The organism is Halomonas marinisediminis (assembly GCF_004347715.1).
In the GTDB taxonomy this organism is placed as follows: domain Bacteria; phylum Pseudomonadota; class Gammaproteobacteria; order Pseudomonadales; family Halomonadaceae; genus Halomonas; species Halomonas icarae.
Map to the genome: position 1 here is coordinate 1 of NZ_SLTR01000359.1, position 282 is coordinate 282.

Annotated in this window: 1 protein-coding gene; it reads right to left on the reverse strand. The window is 73.0% G+C overall.

What is annotated here, in order from left to right:
- A partial coding sequence (locus tag E0702_RS17000; RefSeq protein ID WP_165927608.1) for a glycosyltransferase 61 family protein occupies positions 1-282 on the reverse strand: 282 nt, incomplete at both ends.

Here is a 282-nt window from a genome sequence, read left to right on the forward strand (position 1 = left end):
CACAGAACAGCCGGTCGACCCGGACCCGCAGGCCGCGCGGCACCTCGATGATCTCGGGGCCGTCCTCCCCGCCGAAGAAGCGCAACGCCTCCGCATGCTGCGCCGGGATATCGGCATCCACGAGCAGCGGCGGCGTTGCCGCGCCCAGAAGCGCCCGCGTCGCCAGAAACCGCGGCAGCTGCTCCAGCATCCAGTGCCCGAACGAGTCCGCGTTGATCCCCAGCAGCGAGAGCGCCCGGGGCAGATGCAGGCGGCGGCCCGGCCCGGTGGCCTCGATGAGGG